At 63.1% G+C, this 22,775-nt stretch carries 23 protein-coding genes; 10 read left to right on the top strand and 13 right to left on the bottom strand.

The features are described 5' to 3' along the window. Together R2855_03420 and R2855_03415 are read right to left on the bottom strand one after the other, a co-directional pair. Nucleotides 1-762 (bottom strand): ABC transporter permease (locus R2855_03420; GenBank protein MEZ4530058.1); only part of this gene is annotated, 762 nt, incomplete at its 3' end. Nucleotides 763-879: 117 nt separating this feature from the next. After that, nucleotides 880-2,703: an ABC transporter substrate-binding protein gene (locus R2855_03415; GenBank protein MEZ4530057.1), complete on the bottom strand. Its 1,824-nt coding sequence runs from the start codon at nt 2,701-2,703 to the stop codon at nt 880-882. Between the two features lie 238 nt (nt 2,704-2,941). On the opposite strand from R2855_03415, the gene R2855_03410 reads away from it, so the two are divergent. Beyond that, the gene (locus R2855_03410; GenBank protein MEZ4530056.1) at nt 2,942-3,493 is read left to right on the top strand and encodes a hypothetical protein; all 552 of its coding nucleotides are present in this window, start codon (nt 2,942-2,944) and stop codon (nt 3,491-3,493) included. Between the two features lie 16 nt (nt 3,494-3,509). Then, complete coding sequence (locus R2855_03405; GenBank protein ID MEZ4530055.1) at nt 3,510-5,147, top strand: GMC family oxidoreductase; 1,638 nt, start codon at nt 3,510-3,512, stop codon at nt 5,145-5,147. A gap of 2 nt (nt 5,148-5,149) precedes the next feature. On the opposite strand, the gene R2855_03400 is transcribed toward R2855_03405, so the two are convergent. Then, nucleotides 5,150-7,693 (bottom strand): tetratricopeptide repeat protein, encoded by a 2,544-nt coding sequence (locus tag R2855_03400; protein MEZ4530054.1) that lies wholly within the window; start codon nt 7,691-7,693, stop codon nt 5,150-5,152. Nucleotides 7,694-7,861: 168 nt separating this feature from the next. On the opposite strand from R2855_03400, the gene R2855_03395 reads away from it, so the two are divergent. After that, nucleotides 7,862-8,827 carry an alpha/beta hydrolase gene (locus R2855_03395; protein ID MEZ4530053.1) on the top strand — a complete coding sequence of 322 codons (966 nt, stop codon included), beginning with the start codon at nt 7,862-7,864 and terminating at the stop codon, nt 8,825-8,827. 249 nt (nt 8,828-9,076) lie between these two features. Here R2855_03395 and R2855_03390 read toward each other — a convergent pair whose 3' ends face one another. Further along, on the bottom strand, nt 9,077-10,282 hold the full coding sequence (locus R2855_03390) for an enolase C-terminal domain-like protein (GenBank protein ID MEZ4530052.1): 1,206 nt from the start codon (nt 10,280-10,282) through the stop codon (nt 9,077-9,079). Nucleotides 10,283-10,581: 299 nt separating this feature from the next. Here R2855_03390 and R2855_03385 point away from each other — a divergent pair, with 299 nt between their 5' ends. The 5 genes from R2855_03385 to R2855_03365 are packed head-to-tail and all read left to right on the top strand — an operon-like array spanning nt 10,582 to nt 12,846. Beyond that, nucleotides 10,582-10,842: a type II toxin-antitoxin system Phd/YefM family antitoxin gene (locus R2855_03385; GenBank protein MEZ4530051.1), complete on the top strand. Its 261-nt coding sequence runs from the start codon at nt 10,582-10,584 to the stop codon at nt 10,840-10,842. Continuing rightward, nucleotides 10,839-11,174: a type II toxin-antitoxin system prevent-host-death family antitoxin gene (locus tag R2855_03380; protein ID MEZ4530050.1), complete on the top strand. Its 336-nt coding sequence runs from the start codon at nt 10,839-10,841 to the stop codon at nt 11,172-11,174. The genes R2855_03385 and R2855_03380 overlap by 4 nt, the downstream gene beginning before the upstream one ends. Further along, the gene (locus tag R2855_03375; GenBank protein ID MEZ4530049.1) at nt 11,171-11,623 is read left to right on the top strand and encodes a putative toxin-antitoxin system toxin component, PIN family; all 453 of its coding nucleotides are present in this window, start codon (nt 11,171-11,173) and stop codon (nt 11,621-11,623) included. The genes R2855_03380 and R2855_03375 overlap by 4 nt, the downstream gene beginning before the upstream one ends. Nucleotides 11,624-11,658: 35 nt before the next feature. Further along, entirely contained in the window at nt 11,659-12,198 is a 540-nt protein-coding gene (locus R2855_03370) for a VOC family protein (GenBank protein ID MEZ4530048.1), read from the top strand. Nucleotides 12,199-12,249: 51 nt separating this feature from the next. Beyond that, nucleotides 12,250-12,846 carry a hypothetical protein gene (locus R2855_03365; GenBank protein MEZ4530047.1) on the top strand — a complete coding sequence of 199 codons (597 nt, stop codon included), beginning with the start codon at nt 12,250-12,252 and terminating at the stop codon, nt 12,844-12,846. A 92-nt stretch (nt 12,847-12,938) separates the two neighbouring features. Here the strand turns inward: R2855_03365 and R2855_03360 are convergent, their stop codons facing one another. Further along, nucleotides 12,939-13,814 (bottom strand): NAD(P)H-binding protein, encoded by an 876-nt coding sequence (locus R2855_03360; protein MEZ4530046.1) that lies wholly within the window; start codon nt 13,812-13,814, stop codon nt 12,939-12,941. Between the two features lie 157 nt (nt 13,815-13,971). Here R2855_03360 and R2855_03355 point away from each other — a divergent pair, with 157 nt between their 5' ends. Continuing rightward, on the top strand, nt 13,972-14,946 hold the full coding sequence (locus R2855_03355) for an AraC family transcriptional regulator (GenBank protein ID MEZ4530045.1): 975 nt from the start codon (nt 13,972-13,974) through the stop codon (nt 14,944-14,946). An 86-nt stretch (nt 14,947-15,032) separates the two neighbouring features. Here R2855_03355 and R2855_03350 read toward each other — a convergent pair whose 3' ends face one another. The 7 genes from R2855_03350 to R2855_03320 form a co-directional block, all read right to left on the bottom strand. Continuing rightward, nucleotides 15,033-15,527: a hypothetical protein gene (locus R2855_03350; protein ID MEZ4530044.1), complete on the bottom strand. Its 495-nt coding sequence runs from the start codon at nt 15,525-15,527 to the stop codon at nt 15,033-15,035. Nucleotides 15,528-15,617: 90 nt separating this feature from the next. Then, nucleotides 15,618-16,748 (bottom strand): hypothetical protein, encoded by a 1,131-nt coding sequence (locus R2855_03345; GenBank protein ID MEZ4530043.1) that lies wholly within the window; start codon nt 16,746-16,748, stop codon nt 15,618-15,620. A gap of 237 nt (nt 16,749-16,985) precedes the next feature. Further along, complete coding sequence (locus R2855_03340) at nt 16,986-17,963, bottom strand: arginine deiminase family protein (GenBank protein MEZ4530042.1); 978 nt, start codon at nt 17,961-17,963, stop codon at nt 16,986-16,988. A gap of 69 nt (nt 17,964-18,032) precedes the next feature. After that, nucleotides 18,033-18,416, bottom strand: a complete 384-nt coding sequence (locus R2855_03335; GenBank protein ID MEZ4530041.1) for a CBS domain-containing protein — start codon at nt 18,414-18,416, stop codon at nt 18,033-18,035. Then, entirely contained in the window at nt 18,413-19,246 is an 834-nt protein-coding gene (locus R2855_03330) for a site-2 protease family protein (protein ID MEZ4530040.1), read from the bottom strand. Before R2855_03330 ends, R2855_03335 begins: the two co-directional genes overlap by 4 nt. A 576-nt stretch (nt 19,247-19,822) precedes the next feature. Beyond that, a complete protein-coding gene (locus R2855_03325) occupies nt 19,823-20,218 on the bottom strand; it encodes a PIN domain-containing protein (protein MEZ4530039.1) in 396 nt (131 codons plus the stop codon). A gap of 6 nt (nt 20,219-20,224) precedes the next feature. Next, nucleotides 20,225-20,536, bottom strand: a complete 312-nt coding sequence (locus tag R2855_03320) for a helix-turn-helix domain-containing protein (GenBank protein MEZ4530038.1) — start codon at nt 20,534-20,536, stop codon at nt 20,225-20,227. Nucleotides 20,537-20,825: 289 nt separating this feature from the next. Between R2855_03320 and R2855_03315 the strand changes: the two genes are divergently transcribed. Next, the gene (locus R2855_03315) at nt 20,826-21,773 is read left to right on the top strand and encodes an MBL fold metallo-hydrolase (GenBank protein MEZ4530037.1); all 948 of its coding nucleotides are present in this window, start codon (nt 20,826-20,828) and stop codon (nt 21,771-21,773) included. Between the two features lie 172 nt (nt 21,774-21,945). On the opposite strand, the gene R2855_03310 is transcribed toward R2855_03315, so the two are convergent. Next, the gene (locus R2855_03310; protein MEZ4530036.1) at nt 21,946-22,437 is read right to left on the bottom strand and encodes an RNHCP domain-containing protein; all 492 of its coding nucleotides are present in this window, start codon (nt 22,435-22,437) and stop codon (nt 21,946-21,948) included. Between the last annotated feature and the right edge of the window lie 338 nt (nt 22,438-22,775).

The following is a 22,775-nucleotide window of genomic DNA, read 5'->3' as shown; positions in this document are numbered from 1 at the left end:
GAGCGCGTTGCGGACCGCATAGCGCATGAAAATCGTGCGGTTGTTGAGTCCTTTGGCATCGGCGAACGTGACGTAATCTTCGCCGGTCGTGGTGATGATGACCGAGCGCATCGTCAACGCCCAGCCTCCGATCGAAACCAGGATGATCGAAAGCGCGGGCAGGACCGAGTGCTTCAGTACATTCCAGGCGAAGTCCGGCGTCCACTCCGGAAAGGTGCCGGCGTAGTAGCCGCCGGTGGTCGGGAACCAGGGGAACCGGAACGCAAACAGATAGATCAGGATCAAGCCCAGAAGGAAGAACGGCACCGCGTTCAGCGAGAGCAACGGTGGCATCACGAACTCGAGGAACTTCGGCGAGCGCGGCCAGCCCATGAAAGCGCCCAGCATGCTCCCGATGATCCAGGAAAGAAACGTTGTCGTGATGAGCAACCCGATGGTCCAGGGGAGCGACTTCCCGATGATGTCGATCACCCGGGAGGGGTAGTTGGCAATCGAATAATTGAAATCGAAATGCAGGAGGTCCCAAAGGTAATTCAGATATTGCTTCCACAACGGTGTGTCGAGCCCGAATTTCTTGTTGTACTCGGCCACCACCTCGTCCATGCCGCCCTGCACATTGCCGCCCAATGCCGCGGTCTGCGCCATTTTCTGACGCACCGGATCGCCGCCCCCCAGCCGCGGGAGAAAGAAGTTCACCGTAGCCGCCAGCCAGATGACGAGGAGGAACATGCCGACGCGTTTGAGGAAATACGAAAGGGTCATGTCGAGTACCTGCCGGGGAACACCTCAGAATGTGTTCGGGAATGGGGTCCAGCGTCCAGTGCCCAGTGTCCAGAGAAAGAACACTGGACACTGGACATCGGACACTGGACCTTCGCCCTACGACGCGGCAGCTGCCTTCGACAGCCGGTGCATGACCATCTGGAACGTGAGATGGAAATGCGCCGGATTGATATACGGGTCGTCCTGGGTCGGCCAGCCGGTCCAGTACGTCTCATTCATCGGCAGGCGATGGATACCCTGGGATACCTGGATATCCGGATAGTCCGCCAGCCAGAGCCCAATGCCCTTGTTCCAGATGTTCATGACCGCATCCATATCGGTTGGGCTGGTGCGGTAGAGCTCGTCGGTCAACGCGTCCCATTCGGCGTTTTCCCACTGCGAGAAGTTGGCCAGGTGGCCGCCCGGAATCTCGGTCGACGCGCTCTGGTAGAGCCGCATCGAGTAGTAGATGTCCGAACTGTAGCTGCCGCCATGGCCGAACATGGCGCCGGTGTAGTCGCCCGCGAAGAAGCGGGTGAACATGTCAGGCGGCTCGGAGTAGGTGGCCGCGATCCCGGCGCGCTTCAACTGCTCGACGATGATCGGTCCGACCGAGGTGAAGTCGAAGAACCCGATGATCTCCAACTGGACCTGGTTGCCGCTTTCGTCGACCCAGTTGTCGCCATCCTTGGTCCAACCCTTGGCTTCCAGCAGGGCATCGCCCTTTTCCGGGTTGTATTCGAGATAGGGATACTGCTCGAAGAGCGGCGACGCCGCCTCGACGAACGGCTGCAGACCGGGATAGTCGGGCAGGAAGAGGGTGGAGGGGAGACTCGCGCCGTTCCAACCGAACTCGATGATCTGGTCGCGGTTGATGTAGTAGCTGATCGCCCAGCGAACGTTCGGGTCGCTCCACGGATCGGCCTTGTTGTTCAGATAGAGCGAATGCGGCCACCAGTCGACATTGCCGAATGGCACATCGCGCGCGGTCCAGGTGGTGGTCAGGTCGTTGCCGTTGAACACGGTTTCGAACGTGGCCGGCTGGATACCGGTGGAGATGTCGTACTGGTTGGAGATCACGCCCGCGGCCAGGTTCTGCTCACCCGGATCCGGGAGGTAGATGTAGCGTAGCGGCTCGGGCAGCTTGCCAACGCCGGCATCGGCGCCCCACCACGAATCGGCCCGGTCGAGCACTTTTTGCTCAGGCGCCGAGTAGACCACCTTCCACGGAGCGGTCGTCACCGGGTAGTTCCGCGCCGGGTCGTAGTGCGAGAAGGTCAGGAAGTCCTCACCCTCGAAGACATGCTTCGGCAAAATGAAGCAACCGATATCGAACTTGTACGAGATGAACTCGAAGAAGCGGGGCGATGGTTCGATGAAGTCGAAGACGACGGTTGTGTCATCGGTTGCCGTGGCTTTCTCGAGCGAGATCTGCACATCGGCGCCGAATTTCACACCGGCTCCAACTTCGACCAACTTGTTGAAGGTCCAGGCCACGTCCTCCGCCGTGAAGGGCGTGCCATCGCTCCAGGTGATGCCAGGCCGCGTCTTGACGGTGAGCTGCGAGTAATCCTCGTTGTACTCATAGCTCTCGGCGAGCCACATGGTGAAGGAATCGGTGAACGCGCTATAGACCGCCAGTGGCTCATAGACCATCTGGACGGCAAGCTGGTGATTGGCCAGGGGGAGATAGGGGTTCCAGAGCAGGTCACCTTCGGTGAACTTGCCCTGCGTGCCGCCGCGTACCGCGACGAGGGTGTCTTCCCGTGGGATCTCGGTCAGATCCTGCGCGAGAGCGGGCATGACATTCGTTGCCATGACGCTCCCGAGAACCGAGGCCGAGATTCCCAGCGCTGCCGCGCGCTTGAAGAGATCTCGCCGATTCAGCCGGCCCGAGGAGATTTCCCAGGCAAGCTGCTGCACCGCGTGCTGTTCCGACATTTCGGTTGTTCCTCCCATTTGCAAATCGCGCCGTTGTCCATTTGCTCCCTTGGAGTTGGCGACACTGTATTGCCAATCCGTCTCATGGTCAAGGAAGCCGGTAAACAATTCACTTGCTGAGATTCGGCAGCATCAGCTACGTGAACCAGCGCCGCCATTCCGCAGTGCCGGGATGTGCGAAACATCGCAATTTGGGAGAGAATGCCGCAAGCAACACAGCCGAAAAGGATGGTGGCAGATGATGCAAACATTGGGCGAATCGCGGCCGGCGCATTCGGTCGCTGGCGGATTGACACGCAGGGATTTCATCGGATGGTCGGCCGGGGCGAGCGCGGCGCTCTTGCTCTTCCGGCAGGGCGTCGAACGGGTCGAGGCCGCGGACGCCACCCCGGTGGCGGTCGATCCCGGCACGCTGCAACAACTCACCGACCTTTCGCAGGTCCTGTGCGGGGGCGGAACCTTCAATTCCGACCGGGCCACGAAGCTCTACCAGATCATCTTCACCGATCCGGCATTGGAAGACGGTTTCCACGCGCTAATCGCCAATCCGCCGGTGGCGGGCCAACCAATCGAACCCGATATCGCGCGCGCCACCGCTCAGGTCATTCTCCTCTTCTGGTTCGCCGACATCTATGAGGGCGAGCCACTGCCAGACCGCGGCAGCGCCTATTACCAACTGACCTCCTGGCAAGCCATGTACACCTTCTCCTGGGCGGTGTGCCACTTCTACGGCGGTTGGGCAAACCCGCCGGCGGACGGGCCCCTCACCCCGGCCAACAGCGTCAGCTAGACGAGGACGATCTGTCATGACCAACCAGAGTTCAGGATTCGATTGCGATGTGGCTATCGTCGGCTCCGGTATTGCCGGCGCATTGATCGGTTGGCAGCTTGCCCAGAGCGGCGCCAAGGTCATCATTCTGGAAGCCGGTCCGCCGATGGACCGCAGCACCGGTGTGGCCCGCGCGTTCGCCAGCGCTATCCCGTCGCTCCCCGAGGCGGCCTATCCCAGCTCCCCCTGGGCGCCGACTCCGTCGTCGCTCGATCCGAACAGCTACTACGTGCAAACCGGCCCCGACATGTTCAGCAGCAATTACGAGCGGTTGGTCGGCGGCACCACCTGGCACTGGCTGGGCACCGCCATTCGCCTGCTGCCGAACGACTTCACCATGCAATCGACCTACGGCGTATCGGTCGATTGGCCGATCACCTATGACGAGCTCGAACCCTGGTATCTGACCGCGGAACAGACCATCGGTGTGGCCGGCGATTCGGCGCAGTTCGATGGCGCGCCGCGTAGTGGCGACTTTCCCATGCCGGCGATCCCCCTCACCTGGTCGGATCAGAAGTTCGCCGCTGCCGCCAAGACGCTCCAGCTCGAGGTGCTGGCCACCCCGGCCGCCCGTGTCAGTCAAAAAGAGGGGTTCAACGGACGCCCGCAGTGTTGTGGCAACGCGTTCTGCATTCCCATGTGCCCGATCGGCGCGAAATACGACGCCACCGTCCATCTCGATCTGGCCACCCAGGCCGGCGCCGAGATTCGCGATAGCTCGGTCGTCTTCAAGCTCGATGCCGACGAGAACGGAACCATCACCACCGTCCACTACCGGCGTCCCGACAAGTCGGACGAATCGCTGACCGCGAAGATCGTCGTGCTCGCGGCCCACGCGATCGAAACCCCCAAGCTGCTGCTCATGTCCGCGACCGATGCGCTTCCGAACGGTCTGGCCAACTCCAGCGACATGGTCGGCCGGCATCTGATGGATCATCCCACGCAGTTGTCCTACGCGCTGGCCAATGAACCGATGGGTCCCTATCGCTCACCGCTCTCCACCGCCGGTATCGAGCAATTGCGTGATGGCGCCGAACGCTCCAGCCGATCGTCCTTCCGGATCGAAATCGGCAACGACGGTTGGTCGTGGCCGGGTATGGACCCGGTTTCCTGGTCTGTGAATCTGATCGAGCAGGGGGTGTGGGGCGTCGATCTCTACGACCAGATCGCCAAGCTCAACGTGCGTGCTGTGCGCATGGCTGCCTTGTGCGAGCAGCTCCCGGATCCGGAGTCGCGCGTCACGCTCTCGGACAAGGTCGACGCCATCGGGCTGCCACGCCCGGAACTGCACTACGTCATCGACCAGTACGCGAAAGACGGTTTGGCCGCTGCCCGCGACCAGTTCGCCGCCATCTTCGATGCGTTAGGCGCCACGCAACTCACCCAGGTGGAGCAGATTCAGGGCGCCGGCCACGTCATGGGCACCTGTCGCATGGGGAACGACAAGACCGATTCGGTTACCGATTCCTTCGGCCGCACCTGGGACCATCCCAATCTCTGGATCGCCGGTTCGAGTCTCTTCCCCACCACCGGCACCGGCAACCCAACGCTCACCATCGCGGCGCTGGCCATGCGGACTGCTCCAGAAATCGTGAAGGCGCTTGCCACGGGATAGCGCTATGTGGGACTGGGTGTCGATTCGATCGCCTGGTCACGGTCATGGACGCAGGTCTCTGACGCGCTCCAGCGACTCGCCTCGTCCAGCGCAATTGTGATCGCGTCCGCCGGAGTCATGACCGCAGGGCCGGGCAGCCCGCTGGGGGCCAATCTGCCGCCAGAGCGCTCTCGCTGTACGCGATGAAACTGCGAGAACATAGCGGCGTCGATCAGGTAGGGCGGAGCGAAACTCTGGCCAAGCACATCAGCCGCCTCGCACAAGCGATCCGCCGCGCTTGTGTTCCCTTGCGCAATCGCTACCCCGGCCAACCCCGCCAGGCAAAGCGCCATACCTGCCTGGCTGCCGAGATCGTGCCAAATCGTGATGCTCTCGCTCAGAAGACACCGCGCTCGTGCGGAATCGCCCTGCTCCAACGTCGCCGCCGCGAGACCGACCAGCGCCCGCCCAACGTTCTCCCGGTTCTCGATACTCCGAAAGAGCGCGACACAGGCTTCGTAGTGGATCGTTGCGGTGGCCACATCGCCGCTGGCCAGGGCAATGTTGCCGAGCGCGTGCAGGACGATGCCGCGCCCCCACGCATCGTCGACAGCGGTGAACTGTTGAAGACTCTCCGCATAGGCGCGACCCGCCGCAGCATGATCACCATGCTGCAGGTACGCATCTCCAAGATTGGCGAGGGCATAGGCAACCCCCCACCGATTCTCCTGTGAGCGGAAACGTGCAAGCGACTCCTGTTGCAAGTCGCGCGCTCGCTCCAGATCGCCTTCAGCCGTTGCGATGAGCCCTGCCAATGCCAACGAGAACGCCAGATCGTCATCCTCGAGCGCGCGTCGCAACGTCACCGACGCCTCGGCATAGTGGCTCGCGGCCGGGAGATCTCCGCGTTTCCAGGCGAGCGCTGCCGCGGCGTAAAGGGCGCTCGCCCTCGCGGTGTCGGGACATGAAGCGATGGGCTGGCCCAGAAGAGCGTCCGTCCAGCGGGTGCCTTCAGCAATCGAGCCGCGCAGCACCCAGAACCAGCTGAGCGCTCCGGCCAGCCTCAAGCCCACACATGGATCGCCCCTGGTAGCCGTCCAGGCCAGAGCTTCCCTGAGATTCGCAGTCTCGGTGTCCAGGTATTGCAGCCAGGGCGCTCGCGCGGCGCTTGGCAAGTGAGGCGCGGCAGTTTCGGCGACAGCGCAGAAGTACCGCGCGTGCCGCTCTGCAATCGATGCTTCCTCGCCGCTTTCCAGCAGACGTTCTCGCGCGTATTCGCGAATTGTCTCCAGCATCGCGAATCGCTCATTCGCATCGGGAGCCCTGACGGCATGCACGAGGCTCTTGTCGACAAGTGCCAGCAGGGAGCGAGCACAGTCCTCGGTCGCTCCGTCCGCGCTGCATACCGCTTCGACGGCTTCCGTCGAGAATCCGCTGGCAAAGATGGCGAGTCGCCGGAAGAGTCGTTGCTCGGGTTCGGTGAGCAACTGGTAGCTCCAATCGACCGTAGCGCGGAGACTCTGCTGTCGGGCGGGGAGATCTCGCAGACCGCTGTCGAGGAAGCCCGGTCGGCTGCTCAGGCGGCTCTGCACGGTCGCGAGCGACATGTACCTGAGTTGCACTGCGGCCAGCTCGATCGCGAGCGGGATCCCGTCCAGGCGGGTGCAGATGGCGACAACATCCGGCACATCCGCGCTGGAAATCTCGAGTGCTGGTTGGACGGCGCGAGCACGCTGCAGGAATAGCTCCACCGCCTCCGATCGAGCTATGCCGGCCACGCTGGCGCTCATCTCACCGATTGGCAGGCTGAGGGGGCGCACCTGAACTTCATGCTCTCCGCGTACCCCGAGCGACGCTCTGCTCGTCACCAGTGCCGATACCCCCGGGCATCGTTCGAGCAGGTCGAGCACAGCAGAAGTGGACGCGAGCAGATGCTCGAAATTGTCCAGAACGAGAAGCAGTTCCTTGTGGTCCAGAAAGCGCTCCAGACTCTGGGAGATGGTTTTCCCGGAGCGCTCGGTCAGCCCGAGCGCTCGGGAGATCGTCTCCAGCACCAGGTCGGACTCATGCACCGGCGCCAGGTCGACCCAGGCAAGCCCATCCGCGAAGGCGTCTTGCAGGCGTTCGGCAACCTCGATGGCAAGGCGCGTCTTGCCCACTCCCCCCGGTCCCGTCAACGTCACCAAACGCGCGCCGCCAAACCGCAAGAGACCGACAACGATGGCCGAATCCTGCGCTCGACCAACCAGCGGTGTCAGTGGACGAGGCGGCTGGGCGAAGCGGCGGTGCGCTTCCTGCAGGGCGCCACTCGTCCGTTCGTCGCCAGGCGCGTGGCGTTTGGGCGCGGACATGAAGAACGTGGCCTGGTCTTCCGGCGACAAGTCGAGCGCGTTGGCGAGGGCACGCAATGTGTGCGGATAGGGATACCGGCGTTCGCCCCGCTCGAGCGCGCCGACGGCAGCCGACGTCAAACCGGCGCGTTCCGCCAGATCCTCCTGGGACAGTCCGGCCGTCTGGCGCAACCGCCGCAACGTTTGACCAAAGGATGGTTCCGGCTTGTTCATCATGACGGCATGTCCCTGGACATGGTGTCGATGAGTGGCAACTGTGGAGGAAGTGTTGGGTCTGTGTGGATGGCCACGGTCTGCGGAACGGCGCAGAGTCATTGTAGCGCCGCAGTGAGTGAGCGTCAGACAAGGCGAGAACGCCCAGGAACAGGAAAAGGAAAGCATCCGATGATCGTTCAAGAGTCCGTGAAACAGAACCAACGCGCTTCGGCAGATGCCGAAACAACTCCAGTCCAGCAATTCATCGAGTTGCAGGCCAAGCTCCTCGAGTACTACGGGGTGTCGGCCGTCTCCCGCTTCGTCGAGCTAGCATCGCCGCAGATGCGAGCCCATGTGCTCGAAGCCGGAGCGGGGGAGCCGGTCATCATCGTCCACGGTGGCGATGGGGAAGCCGTCAATTGGGCTCCATTGATGGGGCCGTTGCAGCGGCACGCGCATATCTTCGCGGTCGATCGTCCTGGTTTCGGGCTGAGCGACGCATTCGACTACCGGTCTGTCGATCTCCGCTCCCACGCGGCCGACTTTGTGGCTTCCCTGCTGGATGCGCTTGGACTCGAGAGCGCCACCCTTATCGGTGGCAGCATGGGCGGGTTCTTTGCCCTGGCGGCTGCGCTGGATCGCCCCGCGCGTGTCCGCCGGCTCGTCCTCGTCGGCTACGCGGCCGGCTTGACGAAGGAAGTGGGACCCGCGCTGTGCAAGATTGCGGGCACTCCTGGTCTCGCCGAGCGTTTCATGGAGGGGAGGGACTCGATGGAGGCACAGCAGCAGCAGTACCGCGAGATGTTCCACATCGACCCGGCGACCGTTCCCGATCTGTACTTCGAAACCCGGATCGCCGGGCTCCGGCTGCCGTCCGAACAAGGCACCTGGGCGACCTTGCTCCCGCGGCTTGCCACGCTCGAGGGCATCCGTCCGGAGGTGTATTTCGGCGATGACCTTCCACGCATCCAGTCACCGGCGCTCGTCATCTGGGGAGAGCACGACATGGCTCCAGTCGCGGTCGGGCAGGACGCCGCCAGCCGGATCCCCAACGCGCGCTTTGCGTATCTGCCAGGTGTGGGGCACTTCCCCTACCTCGAGGCGCCTGAGAAGACGACGGAGCTCATCACCGCGTTTCTCGACGAACCCTGCTGAGCAACGTCCCACACGCTCTCGCATGTTGGTCGAACAGCCGCGGGCATTTCGCTCGCGGCTGTTCGAACGCTCGAACCGGGTTCTCACGTTGGTTGCCCCTCGTGGCGGCTCACGCCGGTCCCGTGACCTCGATTTTCAACAAACTCGGTGTCGACTCCCGCCGCGAGGCAGCCGCTGTCGCCGTTCGCGATGGTCTTGTTTGATTTGTCATCTCTGCCGGCACGACGATCGGCAAGTCCGGACCGAACGCTAATCGACCGTGAACTCGCGCTCCGAATCGATCTTGGCCGGGTCGATCTCCACTCCCATTCCCGGTGCGGTCGGAACGGTCACCACGCCGTTCACCGGCACGACCGGGTCCTTGAAGAAGTGCTGCAGGATCTGGTTCCACTTCACGAGGAACTCCACATACGGCACCTCCACGGGCGACAGCGCGGCTGAAAGCTGCACGTTGGCCGGCACCGAATGCCCGTGTGGGACGATGGGAATGTCGTACGCCGCGCAGAGATGGCAAATCTTCACCATCTCGCTGATGCCGCCCGCCCAGTAGGTATCCGCCTGCATGATGTCGACCGCGCGCGCATCCAGCAGTTCCTTGATGCCCCAACGGGTGTACTCGTGCTCGCCGCCAGAGATTGGCACCACCGACTTTTCGCGAATCTCGGCGTACTGCATGATCTTGTCCGGCAGCACCGGCTCCTCCAGCCAGCGCGGATCGTACGGTTTGAGCCGTTGCGCCATGTCCAGCGTGTACGGCACATCCCACGACATCCAGGCGTCGATCATGATGTCGCTTTCCGGACCGGCGGAATCGCGCAAGTTCTCCATCAGCGCGACATTCTTGCGAATCCCGTCTCGCCCATCGCTCGGACCCCAGCGTGGAAACCATTTCTGCGCGGTGTATCCCCTGGCCGCGAACTCACTGGCCCGGGCCGTCACCTTGTCCGGCTCCAGCGAATACCCCAGCATGGAGGCATAGGCCGGCAATTCGGTGCGCGTCGGTCCGCCGAGCAGCACATGCACCGGCACGCCCAGGGCTTTGCCGCGCAGGTCCCAGAGCGCGCAATCGATCGCGCTGATGGAGAACATCGGCGTGCCTTTGCGGTCGTGCACCCCTTCGCGGTAGAGAATGTCCCAGATGCGCTCGTTGGCCATCGGGTCCATACCGATCAGCTTGCTGCGGTGATTGATATGGATATGCGCCGCCGTGCCACGGTCCACCGGACCGCCAATGCCGGTGACTCCCTCGTCGGTCTCGATTTCCACAAAGGTCAGCACGATCGTGCTGGTCGTCTCGCCCGATTTCACCGGTTGCCAATTGGCGGTCACGCCGGTCTGCGCGTGGAACTCCGGATAGATATCGACCGGCCGGATCAACCGTTCTTCCCAGAACGGCCCGTCCGGATGCTCGATCGTCCCGGTCAGCTCTCGCAACCGCATGTTCGTGATCTTCATCGATATCCCCCCTCCTCAGGTAAAAGGCAACAGGAACCGGGCCGAGCGAGCATCCAGACCGAGTCGAAGCCCAACGCCTCCGCATCGCGCGCCATGGCCACGATGTCATCCCGACGTGGGATCCCTTCCATGGAGAACAGCCCGCCAGCGGATAGGACGAGACCACCCTCGAGCTGGCGGGAGGCGTCTGTCATTGCGTCGCTCTGCACTCCGTTGCTGGACCGGATGTGTCGTGGCGGGATTGTAGAGGAATCATTGGCTCGTCAATACGCTGAAAACTATCTACAGAACTATCTATAATGATAGACAGGACAATATCCAGGATCGTCGAAGGCAACCAGATGAAGACCATGGGTGTAACCGAGTCGCGGCGGAAGTTCGGAGAGCTTCAGCGACATTTCAAAGCTGGCGGAGAACCGATCCACATTACGAACCGGCAAGGAGCATCGGTGGTTCTGATTTCGTACTCCGAGTACCAGGAGCTCACGAGCTACAGGCTCACCCATATGCGGCAGCCTGCCGAGCCGGCCGAGCACACACCGGAGGGAACAACTCCATGAAGCGCATGAGTGCGAGCGATGTTCAGAACCATTGGGGAGAGTTCGTCCGGTCGGTGACCGAAGAGGGGCAATCGGTGGTTGTCGAGAGTCGGCGAGAGCCGATTTTTGTCGCGATCTCGCCAAGAGAGTTCGCACGATTTCAGGCATTGCTGCGGGAGCAACGGCTCCAGCACGCACGCAATGCGTTGCAGGAAATCGAGCGGCTGCAACAGGGTCGCAATGACGATCTCTCCGAGGACGAGATCGAAGCGATTGGAAATGAAGCGGCGCGTGAGATCCGCGACGAGCTCGAGAGGCATCTCTACGGCCATCCACTCTCCGCGAGCTCATGATGCCCAGATGGCGTGTGCTCTGCGACGCGAACGTCTTTATCAGCTATCTCCTGCAACCGGCGGGGAACGGCACGATTCAACAGGTTGTGAGATTCTGTTTCTCCGACGAATGCCAACTGGTGTTGACCAGCGAACTGCTCAGTGAGATTCGGGTCTCGACAGAGTCCAAGCCGAAACTCATGAGCCGTATCGATCCACGGGCTGTGGCCCGATTGATCGAGGCGCTGAATGAAATTGGTGAGTTCGTAACGGTAAAGCCAGCGGAGAGCGCTCCCAGGGTACGTGACATCAAAGACACCTATCTGCTGCAGGCATCCAGGGCCGGCGATGTCGATGTCCTTGTCACAGGAGATCTCGATCTGCGAGCGCTTCGGGACGAGATTTCGAAGCCGCTCATCGTCAATCCAGCGGAGTTGCTCGTCGTGCTACAAGTAACTTACAATACGTAAGTTATCAGTCTCGTCTTCTCGAAAGGCATGCACCCTTGACCCAACCCTCCATCCCAGCCGGAACCCACATTGGCCATGTCCATCTCAAGGTCGCCGATCTCGATCGCGCCATCTGGTTCTATCGCGACGTGCTGGGGTTCGACCTGCTCTACACCATGGGCGCCGCCGCGTTTCTCTCGGCCGGCGGGTACCACCATCACATCGCCCTGAACACCTGGGAGAGCAAAGGCGGTCAGCCGCCCGCAGGCGGCAGCACCGGGCTCTATCACTTTGCCATCAACTACTCGACCCGAAAAGACCTGGCCGTTGCCTTCAAGCGCCTGCGCGACAATGGCTGGCAGATCGAGGGCTACAACGACCACGGCACGCATATCGCGCTCTACCTGCACGACCCGGACTTCAACGGCATCGAGCTCGCCTGGGACCGCGATCCGTCCGAGTGGCCGCAGTTCGCCGGATTGCAAAACGACGTCGCCGCCCAGAACATGATCGAGGGCCATCGCCACCTCGATCTCCGCGCTCTGCTCGCGGAGGCCACCGCGGACGACCTCGACGCCGTGATGACCCCAGCGTAGCCTTGGCGGAGATCTTCTCTTCGATGCGAGGAGCGGGAGCATCGCCGAAGCTTGCGGTCGCCGGCCATCGAGCGAAGGGAACAGGGGAGTGACATTCCCGACAACCGGAAGGGGTTCATGAACGGTCTGGCCAGGCATTTCATCGAAGAGGAGCCGCGCAGGCGCATTGGCGAAGTGCTCGATGTGGAGGTAGCGGCTACCCGCGGATGGTGGTTACCCCCATTGGAGATGTTGCTCGGTGGGCAACTTCTGGGACGGTTCTTCGGGAGTCCAACGCATCCCGTCCGGAGCGGACTGGCCTTTACCGCCTGCATGGGAGCGGTGACAGCAACGCATGCTCTGGGACATATCACCACCGCCCGCATGGTGGAAGCGCCGATGGATACCGTGCTGCTGACGCCGATCCGGCCGTACACGTTGTACGACGACATGGGTGAAGCCATTTCGGAGGATCAACATCGCGGGCGGGCGATCGGCGGTCCGGTGTTGAGCCTCTCCGCCGGGTTCGGCGCGCTGTTCCTCTCACGCTTTCTCAAGAATCGCTATCTTCGCTTCTACGGACTCGCCAGCATGTTCGTTGGATTGGCCGCATTGGTCCCGATTTTCGGCAACGATGGCGAGGCGCTGTTCCTGAACAAGCACGATTAGCGCGGTGCTCCTGGTCGGAGCGAGAGTGAACGACAGGGATGCTCGATCCGGAGCATCCCTGTGCGTTTGGCTTGCTGCGGGACCCAGAGCACCTATCGGTCGGAGACCTCCCAGGCGCCGCTTGCGGCGGCCGAGCGCGCGTAGTCCCGAAAATCGCGCGGTGGGCGTCCGAGCGCACGCTGCACCCCGTCCGCCAGCCAGGCATTGCGCCCGTCCATCACCGAGGTAAAGAGGTAGTCCATCAGCCAGATGACCTCGTCCGGCAAACCGGCTGCGCGCATCCCGGCGGAGTAGGCGTCCGGATCGACCTCGGTGTATCGAATCTCCCGCCCGAGTGCCGCCCCGATCTCCGCCGCTGCTTCCGCCATCGTGAGCGTGCGCGGTCCCGTCAGCTCATACAGTTGCCCCACATGTCCCGGCTCGGTCAAGGCGACCACGGCCACATCGGCAATATCGTCCGCGTCCACGAACGGCTCCGGGACGTCGCCGATTGGCAGCACGATCTCACCCGCCAGCACACCATCGATCAGATAGTTCTCGCTGAAGTTCTGCATGAACCATGCGCAGCGAACGATCGTCCATTCGAGACCAGACCCCTGCAGCACCGCTTCGGCTGCCTGGGCCTCGGGCTCGCCTCGCCCGGTTAGCAGCACGATCCGCTCGACCCCTGCCGCGGCGGCTGTCCGCACGAACTGCTCCACGGCGCCCACCGCGCCCGGAATGGCCAGATCGGGCGCGTAATTCGCGTAGACGGCCGAGGCGCCCTCCAGGGCAGCGGACCAGCCCGCTGGCTGATCCCAATCGAACGGCGTCGCGGCCGCCCGCGACCCAATCTGGATGGGAACGTCCCGGGCCGCCAATCGCTCGGCCACTCTCCGTCCGGTCTTGCCGGTCCCGCCGGTAACGAAGACCGTACCTGCATGCTGCTTGCGTTCTTCGATGATCGTCCGTTCGAGCACTGCGCTCATGCTGTCCTCCCAGAACACGTGTCGCCGGCCGATCCGGCGATCCGATGCGTCTAGTCTGGGTGCTGTTTTCCGGACGGTCTATGATTGAACATCCGTGAGCATTGCTCGATCGTCCATTCGAGCTGGACGAATCGTCGGGCGCGAGTATGCTGCTGCTATGAGCACACCGGACCTCCAACCTGTCGATCCGCTGGGCGAAGCCCTCTACTACCTGCGCATGACCGGCCTCTTCTACAGCCGGTGCGTCTTCACCGCGCCGTGGGGTATCGACCTCCCGGCCATGCCCGGCTACCTCATGTTTCATGCCATTACCCGGGGGAGTTGCTGGATCGATCTGGGCAACGGGCAGCAGGTTCAGCTGCGTGCGGGCGACGTGGTGCTCGTTCCGCACGGCGAGGGGCATCGGCTTGCAAACGAACCGGGCGCGTTCTGCATCTCCCTTTGGGAGACGCCGCGCGTCGCGGTGAGCGAGCGATACGATCTCCTCTCGATCGATGGAGGCGGCGAGCGGGTCGATCTGATCTGCGGCGCCGTCCGCTTCGAACACTCTGCCGCGGCGCACTTGATGGCCGTTCTCCCGCGCATCCTGCGCATCGAATCTGGCCCGTCCGCCCAGGGCGAGTGGGTGCAGAGCACATTGCGCTACATGGCCAGCGAGGCGCGCCAGCTGCGCATCGGCGGTGAGGCCGTCATCACCCGGCTCTCGGACGTGCTGGTTATCCAGGCGATTCGCACCTGGCTGGAAGAGTCGGCAGAGCTCGAGGGCGGCTGGATCGGCGCGTTGCGGGACGAGAAGATCGGCCGGGCGCTAACCCTGATCCATCGCGACCCGGCCCGGGATTGGTCGGTGGCATCGTTGGCAGATGAGGTCTATCTCTCCCGTTCTGCCTTCGCCGCGCGGTTCACCGAGCTCGTCGGGCAACCCGCCATGGCCTACGTTACCTGGTGGCGCATGCAGGTCGCCCGCGGACTGATCGTCGATGACGGGCTCACCGCCGCGGAGGCCGCCAGCCGGGTCGGGTACCAATCGGAAGCCGCCTTCAGCCGCGCCTTCAAGCGCACTCTCGGCGTCCCGCCTGGAGCCGCCCGCTCACTGACGCCGGAACCTATCTTGCCTGCCTGGACGGCCTGAAACGTTTCATCCCATGCGACGTAGCTCCGTCGCCAGCGAGCTTGCTCGGCTCTCTTGCGTAGCGAAGTAGCTCGGAACCAGCTCACCTAGCGGGTTCGTCCCCGCCGAAGTTCCAACGCCCGCTGCACCTCCGACACCCGGAACGCCAGATCGCGCTCGAACGAAACCCGGTCGAACGTCGTCAGGTCGGCCATCAGCGCAAACGACCCATAGCCCTGCAGCCAGCCGAGTTCTGCGTCCAGCGCGCGGTCGCCGCATGCCTGCCGAACCGCCAATCCGCGACGGTGAATCTGCCGCAGCTCGTGCACACATTCCGGGTGCACATGTCCGTCCGCCACGCGCATGTCCAGGATCTCCTGGATCAGGGATACCTCCAACTGCGTCAGCGTTTCGATCTGTCCCAGCGGATCATGTGGCTCGAATTGCGGAATCGAAGCCGCGACTCGATCGAAATCGAGCTGGTCGAGCCCGGCATCATGCCGGTGTAGCGCGTCACTCGTGCGACGCGAAATCCAGATTGCGATGGGCAGCGCGACAAACAGCGCCACAGTGGCGAGCAAACCCGGGTGCGACATGTCCACGGCAGCGAATTTTGCACCAGAACACCGCGCATTTCAGGAGCATCGCGCAGATGGTTGCGTTGGTACGCACGAGTCGAAAGAGCAGCTCCGTTACTGGCGCTCCAGCATGCCGCCCCTGTTCGAACGTCCATGGCCGTCTGCAGCATACCGGATCGACCCACCGGCAAACCGGGCAAACTTCAGCAGTTCGCCCAGCAATGCAATCGGCGAGATCGCGCGCTTGGTCGGATCCGCGTGCTGGAAGAGATGGAATGTGGTCAGCGCCACTCCCGGCCGTCCCGCGAAGGCCGCGAAGAGCCGTTGCGACTCGCCGAACGGAATGACGCCGTCATCGTAGTCGTGCCCAATGCTGACCGAAGGCGCCAGCACCTCGGACGCCTTCGCGACGGGCGATACCGCGTCCACCGTCGCGCGCAGGGTTGGGTGACGGTCGAGGAGTGCCGCAAGCCGCGCGCGGTCGGTGGTTTGCAGGAGCGGCAGAAGCTCGCGGCCGGCCGGACTCAGCGTTGCCGCGTCCGGCAGGGAGAGGCGCTCGAACCAGGCGGTTTCGAGACGCGCGGCTTCACCGGGATCCAGGCCGGCGGTCAGCGTGCGCACGTAGACATGGCGGGAAAGCTGATCGACATCCCAGGCGCGGCGAATGCCATCGATCTCGGTCGTTCCGCTCCCGATATCGAGCGCAAGCGTCCGGAGCGTTCCGAATGGCGCGAAACACGTCAGGAACGCCACGCGATCGCGAATTCCGGTGTCGGCCGCCGCCAGTAGCGAGAACCCTGCTCCCACGCATGTTCCCAGGAAGCCGCATCGTTTGGGATCGACGAACGATTGCGTTGACAGCCATCGGAACGCATCGACGAGCAGCTCGGTATCCCTTGGCGCGATGCGCAGCGAGCGCATGTCCGACGACCAGACGATCAGTGTCGCGAATCCACTGCGCGCCAACGCCGTCCCAAGCCGCTTGACCTGCGGATGCGTGACATCGAACGGAATCACGCCCAGACAAACGACCACCCCCGCAAACGGCCCCGTCCCTGCTGGACAGTAGAGCTCGCAGGGAACGCGGGCATCTCGGCCCGGAAGCACCACCTGCTCGTATCGTGGTACGGGTGACCGGCGGTCGAGCCATTCCGACGGCAGCATCGGCATCACCCGCAGCACGAACGCCGCGGTCCTGGAGAACGCGCGGACAGCTTCGAGCGGTGATTGCGATCTCGGTGTCATTCGTCGACCCTTGCGCTGCACGCCACGTCTCGTTCGTGATGGGAACAACGGCGAACGCTGGCGGACAGTCGATGATGCGGCTCATCATCCCGATCTCTCTCGCTCGAGCGAGCTGATGCCCTGCGTCACGTGTTACGAGGCAACCGGTCCGGCTTCCTCGATATGATCTGAACGCGACCTCACCAACTTCGAAACCCTAAAAGGCCAGCGTTCCGAGTTCCGGTTTGGCGCCCTGATCTACGCCCGCCATACCACCCCGGTCATGCAATGGCACGAGCCGCCACCCTTCATCAGCTCGGAAACATCGACCTCGATCACCTCGACGCCGTGCTGTTCCAGCAGCGCCCTGGTCTTCACGTTTCCGGCTGGGGTGACAACCGTGCGGGGCCGCAATGGCACGATGTTGAGCGCCATGCCGCCCTGCGACTCCGCCATATCCGGCAGATCGATCACCGTGAAGCCGTGCCGTTTCAGGTTCTCGTAGACCACCCAGGAGAGCTGGGTCGGCATGACCATCGCCAGGTCTTTGTCCACCACGTTGATGGTGCCGTCGATATGCCCGCAGCCATAGGGAATCTCGACCTCGATCACCTCGGCAACCCCGGCATCGCGGAACGCGCGCGCCACCTGCTGCACGCCGGATCGGTTCGAGCGCATCCCCAACCCCACGAAGACCAGGTCCTCGTTCGCCACCACCACATCGGCCCCTTCGAAGGTGCCGTCATGATCGACCGAATGGACGATAGGCACACCCTCACGCGCCAGGGCAGCCGCGGCCCAGCGCTCCTCTCCAGCGCGCGATGCCGACGCCATGCGCGACATCACCGCGCCCTCCGGTGTCATGCAAAAGGTGTCGCGGCAGAAGTAGGCGTTCGGCAGCGGCGCGCCGACCTCGCCAAGTTCGATCACCTTGACCCCGTTCGCGCGATAGACGTCCATGAACGCGTCGTGCTGCGCGCGGGCCTTGATCGGATCGACGGGAGCGAGCCAAAGCGCCTTGCGGTAGTCGGGCACGTCCTCGATCTCCCAGCCCGGCCGGTGGGTGAGCACCGTGCGCAGTGGGGCCCACTCGGCCGGCACCCCGCACGGCTCCCAGATCGTGCCCAGCTCATCCTGCCGGCTCCCGAGGCGCGGCTCCCAGCCGTCGCCGCCATGGGCCGAATCCTCGTTCTGCTTGAGCACATCAGCAGGCCGGCCGGTGAATTCCTGGAGCATCGATTGGGTCCCTTCGAATGAGGCGCAAACGCGACGATGGGCGAATAGTACCCAACCCGCTTCGCGTCTCTACACGAACTCCCGATCGAGCTCCTGCCAGGCCGAATCCTGCGGTTGCCCGGGACGGCTGCGCAGCCCATTGGAAATGTCCGCCCGCGTCAACCATCCGATCAGCTTTCCGTCGTCCTGCAACACCACGACATAATGCTGATCTTCCGTGCTCGTCTTGTACCACTGTTCGTACAGCAGATCGTCTGGCCGTGCGATCGGGAAGCTGCGCCGCATCAGCTCCACCAGCGGGGCGTCCGGCCGCTCGCGCAATGCTTCCGCCAGCCGCATCGCCGGCAAGACGCCAACCACATAGCCATCGCGGTCCATCACGGGTAGCGCCCCGGACACCGACGCTGCCGGCGCCAGATCGGCGATCTCGCGCACGCGCTGCGTGATGCTCACCGCCGGTGGGGAGCAGTCATCGCCACCATTACCCGGGTCTTCGGTATCGCCGAGGCCGGGTACACAGATGGCTCCGTGCCCATTTCCGCGCGCGGGTCCGGTTCGCTCGTTGCCGATTCCGGCCGGTCAGCATGTTTCTGCTCCTGCCATGCCCCGTATCCGACCATCAGCCCGATCAGCGACAGGAAAACATCCCGCGACGCCAGACCGCCCGCCACGAAGAGCGCCGCGAAGCCAATACCCGCCCAGGCCGCGATTCTGGTGGCGGTCTTCCAGGGCAGCTTGAGCGCCAGCAACGCCCGCAATACCCGGCCGCCATCGAGCGGAAACGCGGGAATCATGTTGAACAGCACCAGAATGATATTGGCCAACATCAGGTAGATCAGCAGCGACTCGGCGTTTCCCTCGTCCAGTTTGTCCAGCAGAAACTCCGAGGTGATGGTCGGCTCGTTGCGGTAGAGAAACCCGGCCGCCAGGACCAACGCCAGGAAGATCGCCACGTTGACCAGCGGTCCAGCGATGGCGATCGCCAGTTCTCTCTTCGGTTCACGGGGAATCGTGCGCAACCGCGCCAGACCGCCAAACGGCAGTAGCGTGATGTCCTCCACCTTGATGCCGAAGCGTTGCGCCACCAGGGCATGCCCCAGTTCGTGCAAGGTCACGCAGAGAAACAGGAAGAGGGCGCCGACGATCCCGAAGATCGCGCCGCGCAGCATGTCATCCGTGCGCGAGCTCCAGATGAACGCCGCCCAAATGGGAAACCAGAGGAAGGTGAGATGCACCCGAATGGGAATGCCGCGGACAGTAAGCAGATGATAGGCGCTGGGCATCGGCGAGAAGAATCGAACCTCGTCGTGGTGGGGGCCCCGGATTCCCGTTGAATGCGGGTGTGCCCCATTGCCGCTAAGGGTAGCCGGTTAGGCACAGGCGGGACGCATCCGGAAAAACAAAAGCTGCCGGAAAAAGCGATACGGCGCGGTGTTGCTGGCCCCGCGCCGTATCTATCACCACTCGAGGGAAGGGGGACAACTTCACTGTGGCTGGCAGTGAAGCCGGAATGGCTTGATCAAATACTAGCCGACTCCCAGCGTACTTTCTGGTCCGAACGGATATTCGAAACGGTCCATTTGGGCGAATTCTCCGCATGTTGTCGCATTCGGTGTCGTTGCGTACGACAACATCGGGTCTCTCCGGTCCGAATTGACGTAAGGAGACGTCGACGCACCCCTGTCTGCCGCTCTCCATCTGGTATCTGGCGCGGCAATCTCCGGACCCGCATTGTGGCGGACACTGCCGACAATGGGGGCTGACCAGTGCCGACGAGCACCGCCGCGGAGCAACGCATTACGACCGCCCGAGGTCTTCCCAGGCGGTCGCAATTCCACGGAATCTGGTCTGGGAAACGCCTAATCCAGCGCGGCCAGGAAATCGGGATCGACCGCGAAGGCCTCCGCCACCCCAAGCCGCTGCATGATGACGACACTCAGCGCATCGTTGAAGTTCAGCGGTTTGCGCGAGTCGATCACCCGATCCCGTGCTTGTTCGAGGTCGTTCGCATCGGCGACGTAGATGGGCAGGCCCATCTCTTTCAACCACGACCGGGCGATATCCTGCCCGAGCGAGCTGGCCAGCAGATCGAACGTCTCGGCCACGATGTGATTGCTCGTGAAAAGGCGATATCCCTGCAGTTTCAGCGATTCATAGGCGTCCACCGCGGCGCGGTGGGTGTAGTCGTCCCGATCGACCAGCGCCACCAGCGCGGAGGAATCGACGAATGCGGCCTGGTTCTGCGGCAATGGCATGACCATTTAGCGCCTCCGCCAGATGGCCTGCAGGTAGGCGTTCTTGCCTTCCGCCAGGTTGCTGCCGCCACCCGCTCCGATGCCGATGGTCGATCCCAGCGGATCGGTCACCGCCGCAGATGCGATTTTGTCGAGGAACGCGCGGGCATCCCGCTTCTGCTCCCCGAAGGTCTGCAATGCATGTTGTTCGATGAACCACTGGCCGCCGATGCGCCGCCCGCTCAAGCGCCCTTCGCGCAAATAGCGCCGCACTTGCTCGGTCGATCGGTCCAGACGAACCGCGGCATCCGCCACGGTCAGCAACTCGCCGCCGTCCACCACTCCCTCCGTCTGCTGGCTGCGCGGCTGCCGGCCCTGCGGGGGCGGTTCCGGCGCATGTCCCTACATCCTTCCCAACCCACAGTATACGGGCAGGAGCGCGCATGCGACACACCGTCCGAGGTTTCCAGGCTGCTGGTTGTCAGTCGTCAGTCACCAGCAACTGGAAAGGATGCCAACGACCAACGACTGACAACAGACAACAGACAACTGGCAACTGACAACTGCCGACCAACGCCCTGCGCCTGAAGTATCCTCCCCAGTCTGAAACGAAGATCGAGGAATGGGCATGGCTGACACGTGGGAATGGAATGTGGCGGACGCGATCGAGGAGCTCGATGCCGGGCTCTTTCTGATCGACCTTGGCTTTCAGGGCCGCAAGCAGGTTGTGGCCGCCTATCTGCTCGTCAGTAACGATGAACTGGTGCTGATCGAGACCGGCCCTGGCTCCACCATCGAGAACCTGCGCAGCGCGATGCGCCGGATCGGGTTCACGGTCAAGGACCTCACCCGTGTGCTCGTCACGCATATTCATCTCGATCATGCGGGCGCGGCTGGCTTGCTCGCCCGGGAGAATCCCGGCCTCACCGTGCATGTCCATCCCTTCGGCGCGCCGCATCTCGTCGATCCCACCAAGCTCATCAATAGCGCTACCCGCATCTATGGCGATCAGATGGGCCCGCTGTGGGGCGAGTTCGCGCCCATTCCCGAGCAGCAGGTGGTCGCCTTCGAAGACGAGGAGATCATGCGCGTCGCGGGCCGCAATCTCCAGGTCATCTTCACCCCCGGGCATGCCTGGCACCATGTGGCCTTTTGGGATAAGGCGGCCGGCACCCTCTTCACGGGCGATGTGGGCGGAGTGCGCATGCCAGATCACACCTACGTTTGCGCGCCGACCCCGCCCCCGGATCTCGATCCCGGCGCCTGGGCCAACAGCGTCGCCCGTATGGAAGCGCTGGGAGCCAAACGCCTCTGCTTGACCCACTTCGGACCGGTCTACGATCCCGGCTATCACCTCAGCCGCGTCATGCCCGAAGTCGAGGGATTCGTCGGTCTGGGGTTCGAGCTGTTCGAGCGTGGCGCTGGTCAACCACAGGTGACGCAAGCGTTGACTGCGAAGATGGCGAACGATCTCGATTCACCCGATCCCGAGGTGCTCGCCAGCTACGAGATGGCCACCCCGGCCTATATGGCGGCGATGGGGATCGACCGGCTCTTCCGCAAACGCACCGGGTAAGACAACCCCGGACGAAGAGGACCGGGTGCAAGGATCGCCGAACGAGCTGCCCACATGCGACAGCGGCAGACAGCTCGTTCGCGCGAATCACGCTAACCCGGCATGTTTGATGCTTTTCAGCTGGAATCCGGGGGATCGCCAAGGGGTTTAGCCCAGCGTTTCAACGGTGGGATCACGCGGAGGGACTCGGTCCCTGGGCAATGTATTCGTCCAGGGAATCTGCCTGCTCCCGGCTGGGTAGATCGAGCACAGGCAGCTCAGCGCACAGAATCATGTGATCGTCCGCCGCTACCCGGCAATAGCGCACCTCGCCACACCCCAGGCATTCATGCACGATCACCTGCTCCCCGTTGCGCCGGAACGCGGTGCCGATCGGTTTCATCAGGCTGCGGCACTCGTTCTTCCGGTCACCCGGCGTGTGATCGACATGCTTCGAGTAAAGACAGAGCGGGCAATGGTTGCGTTGCCGGCCGCCGCTGATGGGCGGGCCCACGAACGTCTTGCAATGACCGCATTTGAACTCTTCCAGTTCGGTCTGCCGCAACGATGGCGCGCGATAGACCTTTCCCTGTTTCCCGCGCCCCGATTTTCCACGCTGGGGTCGTACATCGTCATCGTATTCGTCGTCGAAATCCCACTGGTTTCGATTCGAAGACTTGGCCAATTCGATTCACTCCAGTTCCTGGCCGCACGGCCCATGGAACATAAACACCATCGCCGTTGCCACCGCACCTCTCCACCGAGCGCGTGCCTGGCAATCCAATATCGAAGGGAAACGTGGCATCAGGGGCAAACCAGCGCGGAGCGCGCCAGATGTGAGCGGTGAAACGTCGTTCACAGCTCGAGGGGGAGGAAGGACTTCTGCGAAAACGAAGCGATTCGTCGAAGGTGGTCTGGTTACTCCCCCAGCCCCGGGCATCGAACAAGGATCGAATTCGTCATAGCGCACCGGCCAATCTAGGCTGGGTCGACCCCAGCGGAACAGGCGGCCCAGCCGCCAAG

The organism is Thermomicrobiales bacterium, assembly GCA_041390825.1.
Lineage (GTDB): Bacteria > Chloroflexota > Chloroflexia > Thermomicrobiales > UBA6265 > JAMLHN01.
This window is presented reverse-complemented; position numbering and strand designations above follow the sequence as displayed.

Coding starts and splice junctions, on each gene's coding strand:
- R2855_03400 (MEZ4530054.1), bottom strand. CDS start 7,693: ATGATGAACAAGCCGGAACCATCCTTTGGTCAAACGTTGCGGCGGTTG.
- R2855_03360 (MEZ4530046.1), bottom strand. CDS start 13,814: ATGAGCGCAGTGCTCGAACGGACGATCATCGAAGAACGCAAGCAGCAT.
- R2855_03340 (MEZ4530042.1), bottom strand. CDS start 17,963: ATGCTCCAGGAATTCACCGGCCGGCCTGCTGATGTGCTCAAGCAGAAC.
- R2855_03380 (MEZ4530050.1), top strand. CDS start 10,839: ATGAAGCGCATGAGTGCGAGCGATGTTCAGAACCATTGGGGAGAGTTC.
- R2855_03345 (MEZ4530043.1), bottom strand. CDS start 16,748: ATGACACCGAGATCGCAATCACCGCTCGAAGCTGTCCGCGCGTTCTCC.
- R2855_03395 (MEZ4530053.1), top strand. CDS start 7,862: ATGATCGTTCAAGAGTCCGTGAAACAGAACCAACGCGCTTCGGCAGAT.
- R2855_03355 (MEZ4530045.1), top strand. CDS start 13,972: ATGAGCACACCGGACCTCCAACCTGTCGATCCGCTGGGCGAAGCCCTC.
- R2855_03325 (MEZ4530039.1), bottom strand. CDS start 20,218: ATGCCATTGCCGCAGAACCAGGCCGCATTCGTCGATTCCTCCGCGCTG.
- R2855_03415 (MEZ4530057.1), bottom strand. CDS start 2,703: ATGTCGGAACAGCACGCGGTGCAGCAGCTTGCCTGGGAAATCTCCTCG.
- R2855_03315 (MEZ4530037.1), top strand. CDS start 20,826: ATGGCTGACACGTGGGAATGGAATGTGGCGGACGCGATCGAGGAGCTC.
- R2855_03390 (MEZ4530052.1), bottom strand. CDS start 10,282: ATGAAGATCACGAACATGCGGTTGCGAGAGCTGACCGGGACGATCGAG.
- R2855_03385 (MEZ4530051.1), top strand. CDS start 10,582: ATGATAGACAGGACAATATCCAGGATCGTCGAAGGCAACCAGATGAAG.
- R2855_03405 (MEZ4530055.1), top strand. CDS start 3,510: ATGACCAACCAGAGTTCAGGATTCGATTGCGATGTGGCTATCGTCGGC.
- R2855_03410 (MEZ4530056.1), top strand. CDS start 2,942: ATGATGCAAACATTGGGCGAATCGCGGCCGGCGCATTCGGTCGCTGGC.
- R2855_03375 (MEZ4530049.1), top strand. CDS start 11,171: ATGATGCCCAGATGGCGTGTGCTCTGCGACGCGAACGTCTTTATCAGC.
- R2855_03330 (MEZ4530040.1), bottom strand. CDS start 19,246: ATGCCCAGCGCCTATCATCTGCTTACTGTCCGCGGCATTCCCATTCGG.